A 17,260-nucleotide genomic window follows, 5' to 3' on the forward strand; every position below is an offset into this window, starting at 1 on the left:
ACTAATTGTAATAATTTTAACAGGAAAGACTAACGGGGTTAGCTCTGCTCACGTTGATGAAGCAACGAAATAGTCGGTTGCCCGATTTACGCCATTTCTGCAAATCTTGCGCATTAATGCCGTAGCTGCTGAACAACATAAAGGTGTCATCCAGGTATTCATCAATTTGCTCAATCAGCTTATTATCTTCATTGTACTTAATTTTATAATTAAGTGCGAAGGTTGCAATATGCTCGATCAACTCGTTTAACTGTAAATTGATGGCAGACGTTGGGTCGTTTACCCAGCCATGGTTACTTTCATCAAGATTGGCAAGGCAGTCATGGTACAAGGATTCGCAGAGAAATTTCAACTGCGCGATATCATGCCTTTTTGGCGAGTACTCGTCCATAGCGCATCCCCTTCTGAGTGATTTCTTACTCACCGAACATCATGTCGGGATGGATACAACATACTTAGCCGCACGGGTGCTGTGTTCCTGATAACTCTAACTATAATCCACTCTGATCAAGATTTCACCGCGCTATTACGAAAAATTACAAATAAAAGCACTGACTGCGAGCCTTTACGCAAATGTGCCTTCAGCGCTAAACATTTTTATCCAGATTAACGCGGAACTTTTTTCGCTCCCTTACGTTTCATTGGCTTAGCGTAAACAATCCTAAGATGTCCAAATCCGGAGTTCTCTTTGTCTGAAGATATAGTTAGGAATATTCCTAATCACTTAAGCAGGGAAATGAAATTAAAAAAATCCTGAATTCAGCGATTACGTTATCACTTAATTATGATATGTCATTGTAGGCGGCAGGAAATAAATAGAAGCACAATAAGCCTATTTTATGATTTTTTTCTGAAAAAGAAAAAGGCCGCAAATGCGGCCTTTTTATCATGTGAAACCGGTATCAGTGCGGTTCTACCGAATGACTGTGCTCAATATCTTCATTCTTGCGGCTAAAGCGGCGGCGAACCACCACGAAGAATACCGGAACGAAGAAGATAGCAAGTACGGTTGCGGTAACCATACCCCCCATAACGCCTGTACCGACGGCGTTCTGTGCACCGGAACCCGCACCGGTACTGATAACCAGCGGCATTACCCCGAGGATAAATGCCAGTGATGTCATCAGGATTGGGCGCAGACGCATACGCACCGCGTCAAGCGTCGCCTCAATCAGGCCTTTACCTTCTTTCTCCATCAGATCTTTGGCGAATTCAACGATAAGTATCGCGTTCTTCGCCGACAAGCCAATGGTTGTCAGCAGGCCCACCTGGAAGTACACGTCGTTGGTTAATCCACGGAACGTTGCCGCAAGCAGCGCACCGATAACCCCCAGTGGCACCACCAGCATAACGGAGAACGGAATCGACCAGCTCTCATACAGTGCCGCCAGACACAGGAAGACCACAATCAGTGAAATGGCGTACAGGGCAGGGGCCTGGTTTCCGGACAGACGTTCCTGGTAGGACATACCGGTCCAGTCATAGCCGATACCCGCAGGCAATTTACCTGCCAGCTCTTCCATCAGGTTCATGGCTTCACCGGTGCTTCGGCCTGGTGCGGCCTGACCCAGGATCTCCATGGATGGCAGCCCGTTATAACGTTCCAGACGCGGCGAACCGTATTCCCAGTGCGACGTAGAGAAGGATGAGAACGGCACCATCTGGCCGTTGTTGCCGCGAACGTACCAGTTGTTGATATCGTTCGGTAACATACGGTATTGCGCTTCTGACATCACGTACACTTTCTTCACACGACCACGGTCGATGAAGTCGTTGACGTAGCTACCGCCCCAGGCCGCACCCAGCGTGGTATTGATGTCACTGATGGAAACGCCCAGTGCCTGCGCTTTCTCCTGATCGATGTCGATTTTGTATTGAGGCGTATCTTCCAGACCGTTAGGACGCACGCCGACCAGAAGGTCAGGGTGTTTCGCCACTTCACCGAACAGCTGGTTACGTGCCTGCGTCAGTTTTTCATGACCCAGACCGCCCTGGTCAATCAGCTGGAAGTCGAAACCTGTCGCTGTCCCCAGTTCAACAATCGCTGGCAGGTTAAAGGCGAAGACCATCGCATCTTTAATCTGTGAGAACGTGCCCATTGCACGGCCAGTAATCGCCTCAACTTTGTTCTCTTCGCCCGGACGTTCTGACCAGTCTTTCAGAGAAACGAAGGCAATACCGGTGTTCTGACCACGACCCGCAAAGCCAAAGCCGTTAACCGCAAACACGGATTCAACGTTAGCTTTCTCTTTGGTGAGGTAGTAATCCGTTACTTCATCCAGCACCTTCTGGGTACGTTCTTGCGAGGCACCCGCCGGCAGCTGTGCCATCGTCAGGAACACGCCCTGGTCTTCATCTGGCAGGAACGAGCTTGGCAGACGAACGAACAGATAGGCCATCCCCACCACGATGATGATATAGAGCAGCAGGTAACGACCGGTGCTGCGCAGGATGTTACCCACGCTGTCGGTGTAGTGATGCGTGCTCTTATCAAACATGCGGTTAAACCAGCCGAAGAACCCTTTATGCTCGCCGTGACCGCCTTTCTGAACAGGTTTCAGCATGGTGGCACACAGTGCAGGCGTCAGGATCAATGCAACCAGTACCGACAGCGCCATCGCCGAGACAATGGTGATGGAGAACTGACGATAAATTGCACCGGTAGAGCCGCCAAAGAAGGCCATTGGGATAAATACCGCAGACAGTACCATCGCGATACCGACCAGCGCGCCCTGGATCTGGCCCATGGATTTACGGGTTGCTTCCTTCGGCGGTAGACCTTCTTCCGCCATGACACGCTCGACGTTTTCTACCACCACGATGGCGTCATCCACAAGCAAGCCGATGGCGAGCACCATCCCGAACATTGTCAGGGTGTTTATCGAGTAGCCAAAGATGGCCAGTATGGCGAAGGTCCCGAGCAATACGACCGGTACGGCGATGGTTGGGATCAGCGTCGCGCGGAAGTTTTGCAGGAACAGATACATGACCAGGAATACCAGGATGATCGCTTCTGCCAGGGTTTTAACCACTTCGTGAATCGAGATTTTGACGAACGGCGTGGTGTCATACGGATAAACGATCTTCAGGCCGGACGGGAAGAACGGTTCCATCTTCTTCAGTTCCGCACGGATAGCCGTCGCGGTGTCCAGGGCGTTAGCACCTGTCGCCAGTTTGATCCCGAGACCGGAAGCTGGCTTGCCGTTAAACTTCGCAATGATGTCGTAGTTTTCGCCACCCAGTTCCACTTTCGCCACGTCGCGCAGACGAACCTGCGAACCGTCCTGATTCACCTTCAGCAGAATTTTGCTGAACTCATCGGCGGAGGTCAGACGGGTCTGTGCGATGATCGAGGCGTTAAGCTGCTGGCCTTTCACCGGCGGAGTACCGCCTAACTGACCGGCGGCAACCTGGGCGTTCTGCGCTTTGATGGCGTTGATCACGTCCACCGGCGTCAGCTGGAAGTTGTTCAGTTTGTTCGGATCCATCCAGATACGCATCGCGTACTGAGAACCGAACAGCTGAACGTCACCCACACCAGACGTACGGCTGATGGCGTCCTTCATGTTGGCGCCCACGTAGTCGGAAATATCCTCCTGCGTCATGGTGCCGTTGGTGTTGATAACGCCAACAACCATCAGGAAGCTACTGGACGATTTCTCGACGCTCACACCCTGCTGTTGTACTTCTTGTGGCAGCAACGGCATGGCGAGCTGCAGTTTGTTCTGGACCTGAACCTGCGCGATGTCAGCATCAGTACCTGACTGGAAGGTCAGGGTGATCTGTACCGTACCGGTTGAGTCACTGTTTGAGGACATGTACATCAGGTTATCGATACCGTTCATGTTCTGTTCGATAACCTGTGTCACGGTGTCCTGCACCGTTTTTGCATCAGCCCCGGGGTAGGTTGCGGAAATTGTTACCGCCGGTGGCGCAATCGTTGGATATTGCGCGACAGGCAGCTTCAGGATCGCAAGTCCCCCAGCCAGCATGATGATTATGGCGATCACCCATGCAAATATGGGGCGATCGATAAAGAAATTAGGCATGTCTTAACGGCTCCTGTTTAAGTTAAGACTTGGTTTGTTCTGACTGGCCAGCGGCCGAAGCTTGTTGTTTATCGTCAGATTTCACTTCCTGTGCTTTGACCTGCGCGCCAGGACGAACTTTTTGCAAACCAGTAATAATCACGCGATCGCCATCTTTCAGACCTTCCGTCACCAGCCATTTATCGCCAATCGCCTGCGTGGCAGTGATGTTGCGCGTTTCGACTTTGTCATCAGCCCCGACAACCAGTGCACTCGCGTCGCCACGTGGCGTACGGGTGACACCCTGCTGAGGCACCAGAAGTGCGGTTGGGTTGGTGCCTTCTTCCAGACGCGCGCGAACGAACATACCAGGTAAGAGTGTCTTATCCGGGTTCGGGAAAATCGCACGTAAGGTGATGGAACCGGTAGTTTGGTCGACCGTCACATCGGAGAATTCCAGTGTGCCTGCCTGCGGGAACTTGATACCGTCATTGGTCACGAGCTCCACTTTGGCTTTACCGTTTTCCTGCTTCAGCGTGCCGTTTGCCAGCTCTTGTTTCAGGCGCAGGAAATCGTTGCTGGACTGGGTCACGTCAACGTAAATCGGATCAAGCTGCTGCACGGTGGCCAACGCGTTGGTCTGACCGTTCTGCACCAGCGCCCCTTCCGTGACGGAAGATTTACCGATGCGACCGCTGATTGGGGAGGTCACTTTGGTATAGGCGAGGTTGATACGCGCTGTTTCCACTGCAGCTTTCGCGGCAATCACGGCGGCGTTGGTCTGCTGTGCATCAGACAGGGCAGTGTCATAATCCTGTTGACTGATGTACTTGGTACCGAGCAGTTTTTTGTAACGGTTCAGCGTCAGTTGGGAGATTTTGGCTGCTGCTTCTGCTTTCGCCAGATCGCCTTTCGCGCTCTCATAGGAGGCCTGGTAGGTTGCCGGATCAATCTGATACAGAGACTCGCCAGCTTTCACTTCACCACCCTCGGTGAAGTTACGTTTCAGGATGATACCACTCACCTGAGGACGCACTTCTGCGATGCGGTATGCGCTGGTACGGCCCGGTAATTCTGTCGTTATCTGGAGAGGTTCGGACTTGAGCGTCACCACGCCAACTTCTGGCACCTGCTGAGCTCCTTGTTGAGCCTGTTTGTCGTCACATCCTGTTAGCGCTAAGCTGCCTGAGAGCATCAGAACGACCGCCAGAGGCGTTAACCCTCTGTTTTTGTTCATATGTAAACCTCGAGTGTCCGATTTCAAATTGATCAATGGTCCTGAGTCCAAAAACCCATTGCTGCGTTTATATTATCGTCATGCTATGGTACATACATTCACAAATGTATGTAAATCTGACTCCTGTAAATTCACTAACGTATGGCACGAAAAACCAAACAACAAGCGCTTGAAACCCGACAACACATTCTGGATGTGGCTATGCGTTTGTTTTCTCAGCAGGGTGTTTCGTCAACCTCGCTGGCGCAGATTGCTCAGGCCGCGGGCGTCACGCGGGGAGCGATTTACTGGCATTTTAAAGACAAGACAGATCTGTTCAGTGAAATCTGGCAACTCTCAGAGTCCAGCATTAGCGATCTTGAGACTGAGTATCGGGCAAAATTCCCCGAGGATCCACTCTCAGTATTAAGAGAAATATTAGTATATATCCTTGAAGCAACGGTAGTTGAAGAACGTCGCAGGTTAATGATGGAAATCATCTACCATAAATGCGAGTTGGTCGGAGAGATGGCGGTCGTCCAGCAGGCGCAGCGCAGCCTGTGTCTGGAAAGCTACGATCGCATTGAACAGGTCCTCACCCAGTGCATGCAGGCGAACCAGCTGCCGGCGACGTTAATGACCCGACGGGCGGCAGTCCTGATGCGCAGTTATATTTCCGGCCTGATGGAAAACTGGCTTTTCGCCCCGGACTCCTTTGACCTGAAGAACGAAGCCCGCAGCTATGTCGCTATTTTCCTGGAGATGTGCCAGCTCTCCCCGACGCTGCATGGCAAGTCAGGCTCGCTAACAGCCTGACGCGATTCCAGGATTTCTCTTAGAGGCTCACGTTCGCGCTATTCTGCTTCAGGCGAGCGTGATATCCTGCACGCCGGACTATTTTCGGTCATCTTCTGACATCATTCACAACTATGCTGCACACCAATCGCTCGCAACATCCTGTTCTTGTATTTTTATTGGCGACGCTGTTTTTCTTCGCAACGGCACCGCTTTCCTGGGCCCGCGCCGATAACAACAATGACATCCCTTCACGCAGTGATGTTCAGTCGCAACTCGACACCCTGAATAAACAAAAAGATCTCTCTGCTCTGGATAAGCTCGTTCAGCAGGATCTGACGGAGACGCTGGAAACGCTTGATAAAATTGAGCGTGTTAAAGCGGAAACCACACAGCTTCGGCAGAAAGTGGCGCAGGCGCCTGAAAACATGCGTAAGGCCACGGAATCGCTGAATGCCCTGAGCGATGTGGATAATGACGACGAAACCCGTAAAACGCTCGCGACCCTGTCATTGCGTCAGCTGGAATCGCGCGTCGCACAGCTGCTCGACGATCTGCAAACGGCGCAGTCCGATCTCGGTACGTACAACAGCCAGCTTGTCTCCCTGCAAACCCAGCCCGAGCGCGTGCAAAATGCGATGTACGCCGCCTCTCAGCAGCTGCAGCAGATCCGCAACCGTCTGAACGGTACGTCGGTTGGCGAAGGCACCCTGCGCCCAACGCAGCAAACGCTGCTGCTGGTGCAGCAGGCCTTACTGAATGCACAAATCGAACAGCAGCGTAAAAGCCTGGAAGGGAATACGGTGCTGCAGGATACGCTCCAGAAGCAGCGCGACTACGTAACGGCGAACATTAATCGTCTGGAACATCAGCTTCAGCTGTTGCAGGAGGCGGTTAACAGTAAGCGCCTTACGCTGACGGAGAAAACGGCTCAGGAAGCCGTCTCACCGGACGAAACTGCCCGCATTCAGGCGAACCCGCTGGTGAAACAGGAGCTCGAGGCTAACCATCAGCTGAGCCAGCGCCTGATACTGGCAACAGAAAGCGGGAACTCGCTGGTTCAGCAAAATATCAGAGTGAAAAACTGGCTGGACCGCGCGCTGCAGGCTGAACGCAACATTAAAGAGCAGATTGCGGTTCTGAAAGGCAGCCTGCTGCTGTCGCGTATTCTCTACCAGCAACAGCAGACGCTGCCGTCCGCCGATGAGCTCGAGGACATGACCAACCGCATTGCGGATTTGCGTCTGGAACAATTCGATGTGAACCAGCAGCGCGACGCCCTTTTCCAGAGCGATACGTTTGTCGCCAAATTGGAAGAAGGCCATTCCAGTGAAGTGAACCCGGAAGTTCACGACGCCCTGCTGCAGGTTGTGGATATGCGCCGCGAGCTGCTCGACCAGCTCAACAAACAGCTCGGCAACCAGCTGATGATGGCGATTAACCTGCAGATCAACCAGCAACAGCTGGTGAGCGTGTCGAAAAGTCTGCAGGAGATCCTGACCCAGCAGATTTTCTGGGTTAACAGCAATAAGCCGATGGACTGGGACTGGATTAAATCCTTCCCTGAAACGCTGAAGGCGCAGATTAAGAGCATGAAAATCACCGTAAACTGGGAGAAAGCCTGGCCTGCGGTGATGATTGCATTCCTGGCGGGGCTCCCGCTGCTGCTGATTGCTGGCCTGATCCGCTGGCGTCTGGGCTGGCTGAAGAAATACCAGGATAAGCTGGCGTCTGAAGTGGGGCAACTGCGTAACGACAGCCAGCTGCACACGCCAAAAGCGATTCTGATCGATCTGATCCGCGCGCTGCCGGTCTGCCTGATTATTCTGGCGGTGGGGCTTATCCTGCTGACGATGCAGCTCAACATCAGCGACCTGCTGTGGGCGTTCAGTAAAAAACTGGCCCTGTTCTGGCTGGTGTTTGGCGTGTGCTGGAAAGTGCTGGAAAAAGACGGCGTTGCGGTGCGTCATTTCAACATGCCTGCGCAACTGACCAGCCACTGGCGTCGTCAGATTGTGCGCGTCAGCCTGGCGCTGTTGCCGCTGCACTTCTGGTCCGTTGTCGCTGAGCTGTCTCCGCTGCACCTGATGGACGATGTCATGGGCCAGCTGGTTATTTTGCTGAACCTGCTGCTCATTGCCATCCTGATGTGGCCGATGTGCCGCGACAGCTGGCGGGATAAAGAGTCTCACAACATTCGTCTGGCCACCGTGACGGTACTGGCGATTATTCCGCTGGCACTGATGGTGCTCACGGCGACGGGGTACTTCTATACCACGTTGCGCCTGTCCGGACGCTGGATTGAAACCGTCTATCTGGTGATCGTCTGGAACCTGCTCTATCAGACCGTACTGCGCGGCCTGAGCGTGGCGGCTCGCCGCATCGCTTATCGTCGTGCCATCGCGCGTCGCCAGCATCAGGTAAAAGAGGGGGCCGAAGGCGCGGAGCCACAGGAAGAGCCAACCATCGCGCTGGAGCAGGTTAACCAGCAGACACTGCGTATCACCATGCTGGTGATGATCGCGCTGTTTGCGGTGATGTTCTGGGCGATCTGGTCTGATTTAATCACCGTCTTCGCCTACCTCGACAGTATCACCCTCTGGCAATACAACGGCACCGAAGCGGGCGCCGCGGTAATGAAAAGCGTGACCATGGGCAGCCTGCTTTTTGCCCTGGTGTCGTCAGTGGTAGCCTGGGCGTTGATTCGAAACCTGCCAGGCCTGCTTGAAGTGCTGGTGCTGTCGCGTCTGAACCTGCGTCAGGGGGCGTCGTATGCCATCACCACCATCCTCAACTACGTCATTATTATTGTCGGGGCGATGACGGTCTTTGGCTCGCTTGGCGTGTCGTGGGATAAGCTTCAATGGCTGGCGGCCGCGCTCTCTGTCGGTCTCGGTTTTGGCTTGCAGGAGATCTTCGGTAACTTTGTTTCCGGCCTGATTATCCTGTTCGAACGTCCGGTACGTATCGGTGATACCGTCACCATCGGCACCTTCTCGGGAACGGTCAGTAAGATCCGTATTCGTGCCACCACCATCACCGACTTCGATCGCAAAGAGGTGATCATCCCGAACAAAGCGTTCGTCACCGAGCGACTGATCAACTGGTCGCTCTCCGACACCACAACGCGCGTCGTCATTCGACTGGGTGTGGCCTACGGCTCCGATCTGGATAAAGTGAAAGAGGTGTTGTTAAAAGCCGCGAAATCGCATCCTAAGGTGATGCACGAGCCCGCCCCAGATGTGTTCTTCACCACCTTCGGGCCGAGCACGCTGGATCACGAGCTGCGGTTATACGTGCGTGAGCTGCGCGATCGCAGCTACACCGTGGATGAGCTGAACCGCACTATCGATCGTCTGTGCCGTGAAAATAACATTAACATCGCCTTCAACCAGCTTGAAGTTCACCTGCGTAACGAGAAAGGTGACGAGCATACGGAAGTGAAGCGCGAGATTCAGGGGGACGATCCTACCCCGGCGTAATTCAGGTTCCCTCTCCCGGTGGGAGAGGGGCAGGGTGAAGGCGACTGGCCTTCACCTTGCCTTCAAAATCCGTCTTCACTATCTCAAGTGCTTTCAGCACCGTCTGGGCAGGGATGTCATGATTCTCCAGCAGCATAATCAAATCGACGGCCAGCTTGACCTCATCGGGTGCATTTTCCAGTGACATTTACGGCTCCTGTTAACGGGTCAGACGTTCAATGACGCGTTCAATTTCATCCAGTGCCTGACGGCAACGAACGATGCGGCCCTCGAGGGCGCTAATCTCTCGCATTAATAACTGCTGCTCTTCCAGCGTCTCGCTTGCGTTCAGGCGCGTTTCCCGCTCCTGCTTCATCTCAAACAGACGGCGCGCAAACTCCTGGTTCTCCAGCCGCTTGCGCTGCCATTTACCGAGACCCGGCGACGCGCTGTCCCAGACGCGTAGCGGCCAGGCGGTCATTTCACGGTGCAGGGCGGTGATCTGCTCGGTGAGATGTTCCGCAAGCCAGGCGACCTGTTGCTGTTGGTTGTTCTCAACCGCGTGGCGCAACTCATCAAGATTCGTCTGCGCCTCATCAACATAATCCTGGATGCGCGTGCTGCGGGTACGAAAAAGCTGCCGGTTAAAGCGCGGCTTCAGCGTAGCATGCCCCATTAACGGCGTAGCCTGCGCGCGCAGGGTGGACAGCTGATTTTGCAGCGTCTCCAGAAGCAGGGCTGTTTTCAATACGCTCTCCAGTGGTAAAGTAGCCGTTCAGTTTGATAACGATTCGCATTATGCAGCGTACTATTTTAATCATCATTGGCTGGCTCGCGGTAGTGTTAGGCACGCTGGGCGTGGTTTTGCCCTTATTGCCCACCACGCCTTTTATCCTGCTGGCAGCCTGGTGCTTCGCCCGTTCATCGCCGCGCTTTCACCACTGGCTGCTTTACCGCTCCTGGTTTGGCGGCTATTTGCGCCACTGGCAAAAACATCGGGCAATGCCGCCCGGTGCGAAGCCGCGTGCGATCGCGGTGATCCTGATTACCTTTGCCATTTCATTATGGCTGGTGAAAATGATGTGGGTGCGTATTCTGTTGCTGACGATCCTCGCCTGTCTGCTTTTCTTTATGTGGCGGATCCCCGTGGTTGATGAAAAGCAACAAAAGCACTGAAGCCTTATAATGGCTGTTGCAATTATTGCGCGCAGCCAGTAAATTCGACCGTTTTCGAGCACAGCTGCGCCTGGTCAAAGGTTAAACAATTGTTACCTTGGCCGACTCGTCGCGCGCTGTGAGTAACACTGTTTCATTTAGGCACAAACCGATGACCGCAACTGCACAGCAGCTTGAATATCTGAAAAACAGCATCAAAAGTATCCAGGACTATCCAAAGCCTGGCATTCTTTTCCGTGATGTCACCAGCTTGCTGGAAGACCCGAAAGCGTACGCGCTCAGCATTGAACTGCTGGTCGAGCGTTATAAAAACGCCGGGATCACCAAAGTAGTGGGTACCGAAGCCCGTGGATTCCTGTTTGGCGCGCCGGTCGCGCTGGCAATGGGTGTTGGCTTTGTGCCGGTACGTAAACCGCGCAAACTGCCGCGTGAAACCATCGCAGAGAGCTACGAACTGGAGTACGGCACCGATCAGCTGGAAATCCACGTTGATGCGATCAAGCCTGGCGATAAAGTGCTGGTGGTTGACGATCTGCTGGCGACCGGCGGCACGATTGAAGCGACCGTGAAGCTGATCCGTCGTCTGGGTGGTGAAGTGACCGACGCGGCATTCATTATTAACCTGTTCGATCTGGGTGGCGAACAGCGCCTGGAAAAACAGGGCATTACCAGCTACAGCCTGGTGCCTTTCCCGGGTCATTAATCCCGGTTTTCACAACCTCGCTCAATGGGTGAGGTTGTGATAGCATTCCCCTCCATAAATTCACCTTCCAGCGTTGCAGAGCCTGCCCATGAGTTATCAGGTGTTAGCCCGTAAATGGCGACCACAAACCTTTGCTGACGTTGTCGGTCAGGAGCATGTGCTGACGGCCCTGGCGAACGGCTTGTCGCTAGGTCGCATCCATCACGCTTATCTTTTCTCCGGCACCCGCGGCGTCGGTAAGACCTCTATTGCCCGTTTGCTGGCAAAAGGTCTGAACTGCGAAACCGGGATCACCGCCACGCCGTGCGGCGTGTGTGACAACTGCCGTGAAATTGAGCAGGGGCGCTTTGTCGATCTGATTGAGATCGACGCCGCCTCGCGCACGAAAGTGGAAGATACCCGCGATCTGCTCGACAACGTGCAGTACGCGCCGGCGCGTGGCCGCTTCAAGGTCTACCTGATCGATGAAGTGCACATGCTGTCACGCCACAGTTTCAACGCCCTGCTGAAAACGCTGGAAGAGCCGCCCGCGCATGTGAAATTCCTGCTGGCGACCACCGATCCGCAAAAGCTGCCGGTCACTATTTTGTCGCGCTGCCTGCAGTTCCATCTGAAGGCGCTGGACGTCGAGCAGATCCGCGCTCAGCTTGAACATATTCTTGATGAAGAGAAGATTGTCCACGAACCGCGCGCCCTGCAGCTGCTGGCCCGCGCGGCAGACGGCAGCCTTCGTGATGCCTTAAGTCTCACCGACCAGGCGATTGCCAGCGGTGACGGTAAACTCTCGACCGACGCGGTCAGCACCATGCTCGGCACGCTGGATGACGATCAGGCGCTTTCTCTCATCGAAGCGATGATTTCCGCCAACGGTGAACGCGTCATGTCGCTGGTGAACGCCGCAGCTGCCCGGGGCATTGAATGGGAAGCGCTGCTGGTTGAGATGCTAAGTCTGCTGCACCGCGTGGCGATGCTGCAGCTTTCTCCGTCAGCCATCGGTGCCGATATGGCGGTTATTGAACACCGGATGCGTGAACTTGCGCGCACCGTCCCACCGGCTGACGTGCAGCTTTATTACCAGACGCTGCTGATTGGCCGCAAAGAGCTGCCGTTTGCACCGGATCCCCGGATGGGCGTTGAAATGACCCTGCTGCGTGCGCTGGCGTTCCATCCGCGCATGCCTCTGCCGGAGCCGGAAGTGCCCCGACAGTCTTTTGCTCCGGTCGCCCCCACTGCGGTGATGTCGCCTCAGCAGGTGCCACCGCAGCCGACGGCTCCCCCGCAGCAGAACGTACCGCTGCCGGAGGCCACCAGTTCGGTACTTGCCGCACGAAGCCAGTTGCAACGTGCTCAGGGAGCAACCAAACCAAAAAAGAGTGAACCGGCAGCGCCAGGAAGAGCGCGGCCGGTGAACAACGCCGCGCTTGAACGACTGGCTTCGGTTACGGAGCGCGTTCAGTCGCGCCCTGCACCGTCCGCGCTCGAGCAAAAAGCCCCGGTGAAAGAAGAGGCTTACCGCTGGAAGGCAACGACCCTCGTTGAAGAGGTGAAAGAAGAAGTTGCCACACCGAAAGCGCTAAAAAAAGCGCTGGAGCATGAAAAAACACCTGAGCTTTCCACGAAACTTGCCGAAGAGTCTATTGAGCGTGACGCGTGGGCCGCAGAGGTCAGTAAACTGCAGTTGCCGAAACTGGTTGAGCAGGTCGCGCTGAATGCCTGGAAAGAGCAGGACGGTCATCAGGTACGTTTACACCTGCGACCGGGTCAGCGGCACCTGAATTCCCCTGGCGCGCAAAAAGCGCTGGCCGAGGCGCTCACCGCATTACACGGTGCACCGGTTGAATTGACTATCATTGAAGATGATAATCCGGCGGTGCGAACGCCACTGGAATGGCGTCAGGCGATTTATGAAGAGAAGCTCGCGCAAGCGCGCGAGTCGATTATCGCGGATAACAATATCCAGACTCTGCGCCGGTTCTTCGACGCCGATCTGGATGAAGAGAGTATTCGCCCCATTTGATCGTGAGTCTGACTTACGGTTGTAATCCTTAAACGTGAAAGAAGAGAGAAGCCTATGTTTGGTGGAAAAGGCGGTCTGGGTGGCCTGATGAAGCAGGCTCAGCAGATGCAGGAAAAAATGCAGAAGATGCAGGAAGAGATCGCTCAGCTGGAAGTCACGGGTGAATCCGGTGCCGGTCTGGTCAAGGTGACCATCAACGGTGCGCATAACTGCCGTCGCGTTGAAATCGACCCAAGCCTGCTCGAAGACGACAAAGACATGCTGGAAGATCTGGTTGCAGCCGCGTTTAACGATGCTGCGCGCCGTATCGATGAAACTCAGAAAGAGAAAATGGCCTCTGTTTCCAGCGGTATGCAACTGCCGCCTGGCTTCAAGATGCCATTCTGATGCAAACCAGTCCGCTGCTCACGCAGTTAATGGAAGCACTGCGCTGTCTGCCGGGTGTCGGCCCGAAGTCGGCGCAGCGCATGGCGTTTACGCTATTGCAGCGCGACCGCAGCGGCGGGATGCGCCTGGCGCAGGCTTTGACCCGTGCCATGTCAGAAATTGGTCACTGTGCGGATTGCCGTACCTTTACCGAGCAGGACGTGTGTAACATCTGCACTAATCCGCGTCGTCAGGAAAATGGTCAGATTTGCGTGGTGGAGAGTCCGGCGGACATCTACGCCATCGAACAGACCGGGCAGTTTTCTGGCCGCTATTTTGTGCTGATGGGGCATCTCTCCCCGCTGGACGGTATTGGCCCGGACGATATCGGTCTCGATCGCCTTGAACAGCGTCTTGAGTCCGAAACGATCAAAGAGGTGATCCTCGCCACCAACCCAACGGTGGAAGGGGAAGCTACGGCCAACTACATCGCCGAATTGTGCGCACAGTATGGCGTTGACGCCAGCCGCATCGCTCACGGCGTGCCAGTGGGCGGTGAGCTGGAGATGGTGGACGGCACCACGCTGTCCCACTCTCTGGCTGGACGTCACAAGATTATTTTCTGACCAAACGGAGGCTGCAATCGCGGCCTCCGCTTGAAATTCTCCCCTCGTATCCCCATCTCTCCCTCAACGTTTTAAAACCCCATTAAATGGCATTGTTGAGGTCGACATAGATGAAAGGACAAGAAACCCGTGGTTTCCAGTCAGAAGTAAAACAGCTTCTGCACCTGATGATCCATTCCCTGTATTCCAACAAAGAAATCTTCCTGCGTGAGCTGATTTCCAACGCCTCCGATGCGGCGGACAAGCTGCGCTTCCGCGCCCTGTCTAACCCGGATCTGTACGAAGGCGACGGAGAGCTGCGCGTGCGCGTCTCTTTTGATAAAGAGAACCGTACCCTGACTATCGCTGATAACGGCATTGGTATGAACCGCGACGAGGTCATCGACCATCTCGGGACCATTGCTAAATCCGGTACCAAAGCGTTCCTCGAATCAATGGGCTCCGATCAGGCGAAAGACAGCCAGCTGATCGGCCAGTTCGGTGTGGGGTTCTACTCGGCGTTCATCGTTGCGGACAAAGTCACCGTACGTACCCGCGCAGCAGGCGACAGTGCGGATCACGGCGTCTTCTGGGAATCTAAAGGCGAAGGCGAATACACCGTTGATGACATCACCAAAGCGGACCGCGGTACCGAAATCACCCTTCACCTGCGTGAAGGCGAAGATGATTTCCTGAATGACTGGCGCGTGCGCTCCATCATCAGCAAATACTCCGACCATATTGCCCTGCCGGTTGAGATTGAAAAACAGGAAGAGAAAGACGGTGAAACCGTGGTGTCCTGGGAGAAAATCAACAAGGCGCAGGCGCTGTGGACGCGCAATAAGTCTGAAATTAAAGACGACGAATACAACGAATTCTACAAACACATCGCCCACGACTTTACCGATCCGCTCACCTGGAGCCACAACCGTGTGGAAGGTAAGCAGGAGTACACCAGCCTGCTGTATATCCCGTCTCAGGCGCCGTGGGATATGTGGAACCGCGATCACAAGCACGGTCTGAAGCTGTACGTCCAGCGCGTGTTTATCATGGATGACGCCGAGCAGTTCATGCCGAACTACCTGCGCTTTGTGCGTGGCCTGATTGACTCCAACGATCTGCCGCTGAACGTCTCCCGTGAAATTCTGCAGGACAGCACCGTCACCCGCAACCTGCGTAATGCACTGACCAAACGTGCGCTGCAGATGCTGGAAAAACTGGCGAAAGACGATGCAGAAAAATACCAGACCTTCTGGAAACAGTTCGGTCTGGTGCTGAAAGAGGGCCCTGCGGAAGATACATCCAACGTAGAAGCCATTGCTAAACTGCTGCGTTTCGCTTCCACTCACACCGACTCCTCTGCGCAGACCGTGTCGCTGGAAGAGTACGTCTCCCGCATGAAAGAAGGGCAGGAGAAGATCTACTACATCACCGCCGACAGCTACGCCGCGGCGAAGAGCAGCCCACACCTCGAGCTGCTGCGTAAGAAAGGCATCGAAGTACTGCTGCTGTCTGACCGCATCGACGAGTGGATGATGAACTACCTGACCGAGTTCGACGGTAAGGCGTTCCAGTCCGTCGCCAAAGCCGATGAGTCGATCGATAAACTGGCCGATGAAGTGGACGAAAGCGCGAAAGAAGCGGAGAAGGCGCTGGAGCCTTTCGTCGAGCGCGTGAAAACGCTGCTGGGCGATCGCGTGAAAGAGGTGCGTTTCACTCACCGTCTGACTGATACCCCGGCCATTGTCACCACGGATGCGGATGAAATGAGCACCCAAATGGCGAAACTGTTCGCCGCGGCGGGCCAGGCGATGCCAGAAGTGAAATATATCTTCGAGCTGAACCCGGATCATCCGCTGGTGAAACGCGCGGCGGATACGCAGGACGAAGCACGCTTCGCCGAGTGGGTTGAGCTTCTGCTGGATCAGTCTCTGCTGGCCGAGCGCGGCACGCTGGAAGATCCTAACCTGTTCATTAAACGTGTGAATGCGCTGCTGCTGGCGTAATTGACCCGCCTCCCCCTGGTCTTCTCCCTCTCCTGTGGGAGAGGACCGGGGGAGGGCACCAGACCGCTCCTTCCCGTTAATCTCCCTTCATTAACCGTTTCAGCCCGCCTGCCTTCCTTGAGCCATATCCGTTCTGGTGGTATTGTTTAGCGCTTTTGAAAAATTGAATCGACTTTTGAGGGGATTTTCGCAATGCGTATTATTCTGCTTGGCGCTCCGGGCGCGGGTAAAGGAACTCAGGCTCAGTTCATCATGGAGAAATACGGTATTCCGCAAATCTCCACCGGTGATATGCTGCGCGCCGCTGTTAAATCTGGCTCCGAGCTGGGTAAACAAGCGAAAGACATCATGGACGCAGGCAAGCTGGTGACCGACGAGCTGGTTATCGCTCTGGTCAAAGAGCGCATTGCTCAGGAAGACTGCCGTAACGGTTTCCTGCTGGACGGCTTCCCACGCACCATTCCTCAGGCTGATGCCATGAAAGAAGCGGGCATCAACGTGGACTACGTGCTCGAGTTCGACGTGCCGGACGAGCTGATCGTTGACCGTATTGTTGGTCGTCGCGTACACGCTGCATCTGGCCGCGTTTACCACATCAAATTCAACCCGCCTAAGGTTGAAGGTAAAGATGACGTTACCGGTGAAGAGCTGACCACCCGTAAAGACGATCAGGAAGAGACCGTGCGTAAACGTCTGGTGGAATACCATCAGATGACCGCTCCGCTGATCGGTTATTACACCAAAGAAGCGCAGGCGGGTAACACCAAATACGCGAAAGTTGATGGCACCAAAGCCGTTGCTGACGTTCGTGCAGAGCTGGAAAAAATCCTCGGCTAATTGCACCTCTCTCACCCGGGCTCTCCGGGTGAGAAAAATTCTCATCTTAC

At 54.6% G+C, this 17,260-nt stretch carries 14 protein-coding genes and 1 other annotated feature; of the genes, 9 read left to right on the forward strand and 5 right to left on the reverse strand.

Features of this window, described 5'->3' with window-relative positions; translation table 11 throughout:
• Positions 1–16 precede the first annotated feature (16 nt).
• The 3 genes from tomB to acrA all read right to left on the reverse strand — a co-directional run bounded on the left by tomB (position 17) and on the right by acrA (position 5,265).
• On the reverse strand, positions 17–391 hold the full coding sequence (tomB, locus tag HV242_RS04920) for an Hha toxicity modulator TomB (protein ID WP_020885187.1): 375 nt from the start codon (positions 389–391) through the stop codon (positions 17–19).
• A 511-nt stretch (positions 392–902) separates the two neighbouring features.
• Positions 903–4,049, reverse strand: coding sequence for a multidrug efflux RND transporter permease subunit AcrB (gene acrB, locus HV242_RS04925; protein ID WP_014168904.1), 3,147 nt, complete (start codon positions 4,047–4,049; stop codon positions 903–905).
• Between the two features lie 22 nt (positions 4,050–4,071).
• A complete protein-coding gene (acrA, locus tag HV242_RS04930; protein ID WP_020885186.1) occupies positions 4,072–5,265 on the reverse strand; it encodes a multidrug efflux RND transporter periplasmic adaptor subunit AcrA in 1,194 nt (397 codons plus the stop codon).
• Positions 5,266–5,406: 141 nt separating this feature from the next.
• Here acrA and acrR point away from each other — a divergent pair, with 141 nt between their 5' ends.
• Positions 5,407–6,060, forward strand: a complete 654-nt coding sequence (acrR, locus tag HV242_RS04935; RefSeq protein WP_014168906.1) for a multidrug efflux transporter transcriptional repressor AcrR — start codon at positions 5,407–5,409, stop codon at positions 6,058–6,060.
• 113 nt (positions 6,061–6,173) lie between these two features.
• A complete protein-coding gene (mscK, locus tag HV242_RS04940) occupies positions 6,174–9,521 on the forward strand; it encodes a mechanosensitive channel MscK (RefSeq protein ID WP_014168907.1) in 3,348 nt (1,115 codons plus the stop codon).
• Between the two features lies 1 nt (position 9,522).
• Here the strand turns inward: mscK and rsmS are convergent, their stop codons facing one another.
• Both rsmS and priC read right to left on the reverse strand, forming a co-directional pair.
• Complete coding sequence (rsmS, locus tag HV242_RS04945) at positions 9,523–9,708, reverse strand: pleiotropic regulatory protein RsmS (protein WP_020885184.1); 186 nt, start codon at positions 9,706–9,708, stop codon at positions 9,523–9,525.
• Between the two features lie 12 nt (positions 9,709–9,720).
• Complete coding sequence (gene priC, locus HV242_RS04950; RefSeq protein WP_050737453.1) at positions 9,721–10,248, reverse strand: primosomal replication protein N''; 528 nt, start codon at positions 10,246–10,248, stop codon at positions 9,721–9,723.
• A gap of 50 nt (positions 10,249–10,298) precedes the next feature.
• Between priC and HV242_RS04955 the strand changes: the two genes are divergently transcribed.
• The 7 genes from HV242_RS04955 to adk all read left to right on the forward strand — a co-directional run bounded on the left by HV242_RS04955 (position 10,299) and on the right by adk (position 17,210).
• Positions 10,299–10,676: a DUF454 family protein gene (locus HV242_RS04955; RefSeq protein WP_020885182.1), complete on the forward strand. Its 378-nt coding sequence runs from the start codon at positions 10,299–10,301 to the stop codon at positions 10,674–10,676.
• A gap of 151 nt (positions 10,677–10,827) precedes the next feature.
• Positions 10,828–11,379 (forward strand): adenine phosphoribosyltransferase, encoded by a 552-nt coding sequence (gene apt / locus HV242_RS04960; RefSeq protein ID WP_000127359.1) that lies wholly within the window; start codon positions 10,828–10,830, stop codon positions 11,377–11,379.
• A gap of 88 nt (positions 11,380–11,467) precedes the next feature.
• The gene (gene dnaX, locus HV242_RS04965; protein WP_050737452.1) at positions 11,468–13,396 is read left to right on the forward strand and encodes a DNA polymerase III subunit gamma/tau; all 1,929 of its coding nucleotides are present in this window, start codon (positions 11,468–11,470) and stop codon (positions 13,394–13,396) included.
• Positions 12,726–12,790 (forward strand) — a sequence feature (DnaX frameshifting element). (Overlaps the previous gene by 65 nt.)
• Before the next feature lie 54 nt (positions 13,397–13,450).
• Positions 13,451–13,783, forward strand: coding sequence for a YbaB/EbfC family nucleoid-associated protein (locus HV242_RS04970; protein ID WP_010428194.1), 333 nt, complete (start codon positions 13,451–13,453; stop codon positions 13,781–13,783).
• On the forward strand, positions 13,783–14,388 hold the full coding sequence (recR, locus tag HV242_RS04975; protein WP_006809843.1) for a recombination mediator RecR: 606 nt from the start codon (positions 13,783–13,785) through the stop codon (positions 14,386–14,388). Before HV242_RS04970 ends, recR begins: the two co-directional genes overlap by 1 nt.
• A 110-nt stretch (positions 14,389–14,498) precedes the next feature.
• Entirely contained in the window at positions 14,499–16,373 is a 1,875-nt protein-coding gene (htpG, locus tag HV242_RS04980; RefSeq protein WP_014168914.1) for a molecular chaperone HtpG, read from the forward strand.
• 192 nt (positions 16,374–16,565) lie between these two features.
• Positions 16,566–17,210, forward strand: a complete 645-nt coding sequence (adk, locus tag HV242_RS04985) for an adenylate kinase (RefSeq protein ID WP_006809841.1) — start codon at positions 16,566–16,568, stop codon at positions 17,208–17,210.
• The last annotated feature ends 50 nt before the right edge of the window (positions 17,211–17,260 follow it).

Origin of the sequence: Enterobacter sp. RHBSTW-00593 (assembly GCF_013784105.1) — a bacterium.
Lineage (GTDB): Bacteria > Pseudomonadota > Gammaproteobacteria > Enterobacterales > Enterobacteriaceae > Enterobacter > Enterobacter ludwigii.

Coding starts and splice junctions, on each gene's coding strand:
- tomB (WP_020885187.1), bottom strand. CDS start 391: ATGGACGAGTACTCGCCAAAAAGGCATGATATCGCGCAGTTGAAATTT.
- acrB (WP_014168904.1), bottom strand. CDS start 4,049: ATGCCTAATTTCTTTATCGATCGCCCCATATTTGCATGGGTGATCGCC.
- acrA (WP_020885186.1), bottom strand. CDS start 5,265: ATGAACAAAAACAGAGGGTTAACGCCTCTGGCGGTCGTTCTGATGCTC.
- acrR (WP_014168906.1), top strand. CDS start 5,407: ATGGCACGAAAAACCAAACAACAAGCGCTTGAAACCCGACAACACATT.
- mscK (WP_014168907.1), top strand. CDS start 6,174: ATGCTGCACACCAATCGCTCGCAACATCCTGTTCTTGTATTTTTATTG.
- rsmS (WP_020885184.1), bottom strand. CDS start 9,708: ATGTCACTGGAAAATGCACCCGATGAGGTCAAGCTGGCCGTCGATTTG.
- HV242_RS04955 (WP_020885182.1), top strand. CDS start 10,299: ATGCAGCGTACTATTTTAATCATCATTGGCTGGCTCGCGGTAGTGTTA.
- apt (WP_000127359.1), top strand. CDS start 10,828: ATGACCGCAACTGCACAGCAGCTTGAATATCTGAAAAACAGCATCAAA.
- dnaX (WP_050737452.1), top strand. CDS start 11,468: ATGAGTTATCAGGTGTTAGCCCGTAAATGGCGACCACAAACCTTTGCT.
- HV242_RS04970 (WP_010428194.1), top strand. CDS start 13,451: ATGTTTGGTGGAAAAGGCGGTCTGGGTGGCCTGATGAAGCAGGCTCAG.
- recR (WP_006809843.1), top strand. CDS start 13,783: ATGCAAACCAGTCCGCTGCTCACGCAGTTAATGGAAGCACTGCGCTGT.
- htpG (WP_014168914.1), top strand. CDS start 14,499: ATGAAAGGACAAGAAACCCGTGGTTTCCAGTCAGAAGTAAAACAGCTT.
- adk (WP_006809841.1), top strand. CDS start 16,566: ATGCGTATTATTCTGCTTGGCGCTCCGGGCGCGGGTAAAGGAACTCAG.